Annotated in this window: 5 protein-coding genes; all 5 read left to right on the top strand. The window is 73.8% G+C overall.

The genetic code is table 11. The features are described from left to right. The coding region (locus GKQ77_RS25155) for a class I mannose-6-phosphate isomerase (protein ID WP_219691217.1) at positions 1-1,412 on the top strand (1,412 nt) is incomplete at its 5' end. Next, a complete protein-coding gene (locus GKQ77_RS25150; RefSeq protein ID WP_219691216.1) occupies positions 1,409-2,287 on the top strand; it encodes an ROK family protein in 879 nt (292 codons plus the stop codon). The genes GKQ77_RS25155 and GKQ77_RS25150, both read left to right, overlap by 4 nt. An 11-nt stretch (positions 2,288-2,298) precedes the next feature. Continuing rightward, positions 2,299-3,327 (top strand): LacI family DNA-binding transcriptional regulator, encoded by a 1,029-nt coding sequence (locus GKQ77_RS25145; protein WP_219691215.1) that lies wholly within the window; start codon positions 2,299-2,301, stop codon positions 3,325-3,327. Between the two features lie 134 nt (positions 3,328-3,461). Further along, positions 3,462-3,851: a hypothetical protein gene (locus tag GKQ77_RS25140; RefSeq protein ID WP_219691214.1), complete on the top strand. Its 390-nt coding sequence runs from the start codon at positions 3,462-3,464 to the stop codon at positions 3,849-3,851. A gap of 91 nt (positions 3,852-3,942) precedes the next feature. Continuing rightward, positions 3,943-6,381, top strand: a complete 2,439-nt coding sequence (gene secD / locus GKQ77_RS25135; protein WP_219691213.1) for a protein translocase subunit SecD — start codon at positions 3,943-3,945, stop codon at positions 6,379-6,381. Positions 6,382-6,384: the final 3 nt, after the last annotated feature.

Genomic DNA, 6,384 nt, shown 5'->3' with positions numbered 1-6,384 from the left:
TCTTCGACGACCTCCCCCGCCCGCCGCGCCCGTCGGCCCAGGAACTGCTGCTCCTGCACGGGCCCGGCGCCTCGCTCCTCCCGCACGACCTGCTCTGGTACGCCGACCTGCCCAAGCGCCACGCCGAGGCGGCCATGGCCATGGGCATCGGCCGCAACCTCGGACTGCCGTACGACAAGGGCGACTTGAGGCGCCTTTTCTACATCGACTGGCCCATCCTCGACCGCCACCGCGACGCCCTCGCACCCCACCTCGACGGCTGGCTCGACACGCAGGACCACGACAGCCCCACCTACATCGACGGCGACGGACTGCGCGCCACCCTCACCCACCTCAGCCGACGCCCCATACGCACCCGCCCCTACTTCAACTCCACGCCCTGGGGCGGCCATTGGGCCCAGATCGAACTCGGCTTCAACCCCGGAGCCCGCAACACCGCCCTCGGCTACGAACTCATCGCCCCCGAATCGGGCGTCCTCATCGGCACCCACCCGCGCCAACAGGCCGAGATCCCCTTCCAGCTGCTCTGCGTCCTGCACCCCGACGCCTTGCTCGGCCCCGAGGTCAGCGCACGCTTCGGCACCTCCTTCCCGATCCGCTTCGACTACCTCGACACGCTGGGCGGCGGCAACCTCTCGGTGCACTGCCACCCCAAGGAGCCGTACATGCGGGAACGGTTCGGCTGGCCCTACACCCAGCACGAGACGTACTACCTGACCCTCGGCGGCCCGGACACCCGCGTCTTCCTCGGCCTGCGCGACGACGCCGACCTGGACCTCTTCCGCAAGGAGATCGAGGAGGCCGCGCACGACGGGGTGCCGATGGACCCCGAGGACCACGTCATGACCTTCCCCGCCGAACAGGGCCGCCTCTTCATGATCCCGGCAGGCACCCCGCACGCCAGTGGCGCCGGAAACCTCGTCCTGGAGATCAGCGCCACCCCCTACCTCTACTCCCTGCGCTTCTACGACTGGCTGCGCCCCGACGCCAACGGCGAGCCCCGCCCGCTCCCTTACGCACACGGTCTCGCCAACCTGGAGACCGAGCGGCGCGGCGACAGCGTCGTACGCGACCTCGTCCAGGAGCCGCGCTTGCTGCGGCGCGGCGAGGGCTGGCGCGAGGAACTTCTCGGCGCCCTCGACGAGATGTTCTACGAGGTGCGCCGCCATGTCCTGGACGGCGGCGCGGAGGCCGACGACGACACGGCGGGCCGCTTCCACGTGCTGAACGTGGTGGACGGCGAGGGCGTCATGCTGCACACGGCCGCGGGGGAGCGGCACAGCCTCTCCTACGCCGAGACGCTGACGGTGCCCGCGGCCGTCGGCCCCTACCGCCTCGCGGCGATCGGCGCACGCACGGTCAAGGTCGTCAAGGCCCTGGTGCGGTCTGCTCCTTCCGGCGGCGACGCATGAGGCCCGTCCTGGAGATCGGCGGCACCCATGTGACGGCTGCCCTCGCGGACCCGGACACGGCGACCGTCACCCGGGGCACGCGACGGCCGCTCGACGCCCGGGGCACCGCCGAGCAGATCCTCGGCGCGGTGGTCCGCTGCGCGGGCGACCTGGAGGCACCCGCCGGACAGGTGTGGGGCGTGGCGGTGCCCGGCCCCTTCGACTACGACAAGGGCATCGCCCGCTACGAGGCCGTCGGCAAGTTCGACGACCTGTACGGCATCGACGTGCGGTCGGTGCTCCTTGACGGGGTGTGGCCGCGCCCCGCCGACACGGTCTTCCTGAACGACGCCCACGCCTTCCTGCTCGGCGAGTGGCAGGCGGGCGCCGCGCGCGGCCACCGCCGGTGCGTCGGCATCACCCTGGGTTCGGGTGTCGGCTCGGCCTTCGGCGTCGACGGCGACGTGCGACGCGAAGGTCCCGGCGTGCCGCCACAGGGCCGCGCCGACCTCCTCAAGGCGGGTGGCAGACCGCTGGAGGACACCGTGTCGCGACGAGCGATCCTGGCGCGTTACGGCGGCGACGACCCGACGGCACCCCTGGACGCCCGCCTCGACGTACGCGAGATCGCCGCGCGCGCGAGGGCGGGGGAGCGGCGGGCACGCCAGGTGCTCGACGAGGCCTTCACGACCCTCGGTGCCGTCCTCGCCCCGCACCTGCGCGACTTCGACGCGACGGCCCTCGTCGTCGGCGGCGCCATGGCATCCTCGTGGGACCTGATCCGGCCGGCCCTGCGCGCGGGCCTCGGCGGCACCGCGGTGGCGCTGCGCCGCGCGGCACTCGGCGAGGACGCGGCACTGATCGGGACGGCGGCGTACGTGGCGGCCGTGACCTGAGGCGGAACGACATGGAACAGAGCAGAAGGGGCGGCCAGCCCACCCTGCGGGACGTCGCCGAACGCGCGGGAGTCAGCGCCATGACGGCGTCCCGCGTGCTGCGCGACGACCCTCAGGTGCTGCCCGCCACCCGCGAGCGGGTCCGGGCGGCGGCCGCCGCGCTCGGCTACCGCCCGAACGAGGTGGCCCGCAGCCTCAGGCTGGGCCGAGGCACCGGCCTCGTCGGACTCGTCGTCACCAACCTCGCCAACCCCTTCTACTCGCGCCTCGCCCTCGGCGTCGACTCCGTCCTCGTCCAGGGCGGCCTCAAGACGGTCATCGGCAACACCGGCCAGGACCCGCACGCCGAACGGGAGTTGGTGGCCGATCTCGTGGCCCGCCGCGTCGACGGCATCATCGCCGTGCCCGCCGGCGCCGACCAGCGCCATCTCGCGGCGGCGGTCGCCGAAGGAGTGCCGGTGGTCCTCGCCAGCCGGCCGCCCGAGGGCTTCGCGGCCGACTGCGTCCTGGTCGACGACTTCGGCGGCGCCCACGCGGCCACGGCCCGCCTCCTGGACCGCGGACACCGCCGGATCGGCTTCCTCGGCTCACCGCCCGCAGTGCACACCGGCACCGAACGCCTGCGCGGCTACGCGGCCGCCCTGGCCGATGCGGGCCTCAGCGCCGACGCCCGTCTCATCCGCCAGGGCCAGACGGAACCCCACGAGGCCACGCGCGCCGCCACGGAACTCCTCGCCCTGCCCGAGCCGCCCACCGCGCTGTTCTGCTCCAACAACCGCAACACGATAGGGGCGTTCCGGGCGATCCGCGCCCACCGCGCCCGCCGTGCCGCCGGTGAGGCGGAGGTGGCCCTGGCGGGCTTCGACGACTTCGAGCTGGCCGACGCGCTGGGGCTGCCGCTGACGCTCGTCGCGTACGACAGCGACGAACTGGGCCGCGCGGCGGGCCGCCTGCTCGCGTCCCGCCTGCGAACGGGCGGCCCCCCGGCACCGCCCCGGGAGATCGTGGTCCCCACCAGCTTGGTGGAGTACGGGGGTTGAGCCCGTCGGTGCGGAGTGGAACCAGCCGTGGCGGTCGTACGTTGAGTGAGGCGGGGCACGCCATGCGTGGCCGGTGAGCAGGTGACCCCGGTCGCCGCGCCCGGCGGTCGGCGGCGCGGATGAAGGGGACGGGGATGACGGGGGGACACGTGTCGCGGCAGCGACGTTCCGCGCGCCTCGCCTCCTGGTCGTCGGCCCTGCTCGTCGCCGTCCTCGCCCTCTTCGCCCCGTCCGCCGCGTACGCGTACGGCACCCCGGCCGGCGGCCCGCTCACCCACCACACCGTGGCGGCACAGGCCGGGAAGAAGAGCGGGCCCGAGGACACCCACGCCCTCCGCTTCGCCGCCGCGCACCGCCTGGACGCCCACCTTCCGGGCCCGCAACCAGCGGGCCCCCCGCGTACGGCCGTCGACAAGGCGCCGCACCGCGCCACGGGCGGGCCCGGCCAACGGCCCGCCGCCCCGCGCGCGCAGCCGCACGAGGCGGCCGAGTCCGCCGCTCCCCGGGGCCCGCCCCACCGATGAGCACGCAGACCCTCCCCGACGCCTGACCCGGCGCCCTTCGCGCCGCACGGTCCGGCGTCCCTCCGTCCTGCCCTCATCCGTGGAGAACCCCATGCCCCGAGCGCCCAAATCCGGTGCGCCCAAATCCGCCGCGCCCACCTCAGGTACGCCCGCGCCAGGCACGCCCAAGCCCCGTACCCCCAACGCCCGTAAGCCCAAGACGCGCGGCCCCCTGTGGCGCGCCCTCATCGCCCTGTGCGTCGTCGCGCTCTCCCTCTACATCGCCCTCACACAGACCGCCCGCCTCGGTCTCGACCTGCGAGGCGGCACCCAGATCGTCCTGGAGACCAAGGACTCGTCCACCGTCAAGGCCGACGCCGCCTCGACCGACCGCGCCCTGGAAGTACTCAGGCAGCGCGTCGACGCGCTCGGCGTCTCCGAGCCCGGCCTCGCCCGTTCCGGGGAGAAGCGGATCATCGTCGAACTGCCCGGCGTACAAGATCCCCGCAAGGCCGCCGAAGTCATCGGCCGCACCGCCCAGCTGACGGTCCACCCGGTGACGGGGGAGTCCCCCGAGCCGGGCGAGGCGAAGCCCGCCGCCGACGGGTCACGCACCCTGCCCGACCCCGACCGGCCCGGCAACCACCTCGTCCTCGGCCCCACCGCGCTCTCCGGCACGGGCGTCAAGGACGCCGAGGCACGCCTCGACCAGCAGGCACTCTCGGGCTGGATCGTCTCGCTCGACTTCCGTGAAAAGGCGGGCGAGGCCTGGGCGCACGTCACCGGCAAGGCGGCCTGCGCACCCCAGGGCGCCCCCGAACGGCGCGTCGCCATCACCCTCGACGACAAGATCATCTCGGCGCCGGGCGTCAACGAGGGCGTGGAGTGCGAGGTCGGCATCACGGGCGGCACCACCCAGATCACCGGCGGCTTCAGCCAGTCCGAGGCCCGCGACCTCGCCGCGCTCGTCAAGGGCGGCGCCCTCCCCGTCCCCGTCGACGTCGTCGAGAAGCGGACCGTCGGCCCGAGCCTCGGCGCCGACGCCATCGCCGCGAGCACCCAGGCCGCCCTCATCGGCATCACCCTGACCGCGCTGTTCATCACCGTCGTCTACCGGCTGCTCGGCGCGCTCGCCGCGCTCGCCCTCGCGCTCTACGGACTGATCTCCTACGCCGCCCTGGTCGCGCTCGGGGCGACACTGACCCTGCCCGGCCTCGCCGGCTTCGTCCTGGCCATCGGCATGGCAGTCGACGCCAACGTCCTCGTCTTCGAACGGGCCAGGGAGGAGTACCTCGGCGTCCGCTCCACGGACCTTGCGAAGCCCGTCCGCACGGGCTTCGCCAAGGCGTGGAGCGCGGTCATCGACTCGAACGTGACGACCCTGCTCGCCGCCGGGCTGCTCTTCTTCTTCGCCACCGGCCCGGTCAAGGGTTTCGGCGTCACCCTGAGCGTCGGCGTCCTCGCGTCCATGGTCACCGCGCTGGTCATCACCCGGGTCCTCGCCGACTTCGCCGTCGCCCGGCGCTTCGTACGCGAGCGGCCCGCCCTGACCGGCATCACCTCCACGGGCCGCGTGCGCACCTGGCTGACCCGCCGCGACCCGGACCTGGTGCGCCACCGGCGCCGCTGGCTCGGCGTCAGCGCCCTCCTGGTCGCCGTGGCGGTCGCGGGGATCGTGCTGCGCGGCCTGGAGTTCGGCGTCGAGTTCACCGGCGGCAGGCTCGTCGAGTACAGCACCAGCAGGCCCGTCGACGCGGATACGGCCCGTGGCGCGGTGTCGGACGCGGGGTTCCCGCGTGCCGTGGTGCAGGAATCGGGGGACGGCGACATCACCGTACGCACGGAACGCCTCACCGACGACGAACAGCAGCGCGTCAAGGAGGCCCTGGAGAAGCCGGGCGGCGCCGTCACCGTCGAGCGGGACGAACTGATCGGCCCGAGCCTCGGCAGCGAACTGCGCCAGAAGGCGCTCATCGCCCTCGGTATCGCCGTGGCCGCCCAGCTCATCTACCTGAGCGTGCGTTTCCGGTGGACGCTCGCCGCGGCGGCGGTGTCCGCGATGGTCCACGACGTGCTGCTGGTGGTGGGCCTCTTCGCCTGGCTCGGCAAGCCGGTCGACAGCGTCTTCCTCGCCGCCCTGCTCACCGTGATCGGCTACTCGGTCAACGACACGGTGGTTGTCTTCGACCGCGTACGAGAGGGGAGGCGCCGTGACCCGCGCGGCGACCTGGCGGCCAACGCCAACCGGGCCGTCGTGCAGACGCTGCCGCGGACGGTGAACACGGGGATGGGCGCGCTGTTCATCCTGACGGCACTCGCCGCACTCGGCGGCGACTCGCTCGCGGACTTCTCCCTCGCGCTGATCGCCGGGGTGCTGGTCGGCGTGGCCTCTACGGTCTTCACGGCAGTCCCGATCGCCCTCGCACTCGAACGGCGACACCCCGGCGGGCCGCCGCCCGCCCGATCCGGCCGCACGGACGAAGTGCCGGACGGGTACAGCCCGTTGGCGGCGCGGAGGAAGAGGGAGCGGGGGACGGGGGCGGTCGTCTGAGCC

It is taken from the genome of Streptomyces anatolicus, from assembly GCF_019400875.1.
Taxonomy (GTDB): Bacteria; Actinomycetota; Actinomycetes; order Streptomycetales; family Streptomycetaceae; genus Streptomyces; species Streptomyces anatolicus.
Note: the sequence above shows the minus strand (reverse complement) of the source record. Positions and strands in the feature narration are given on the sequence as shown.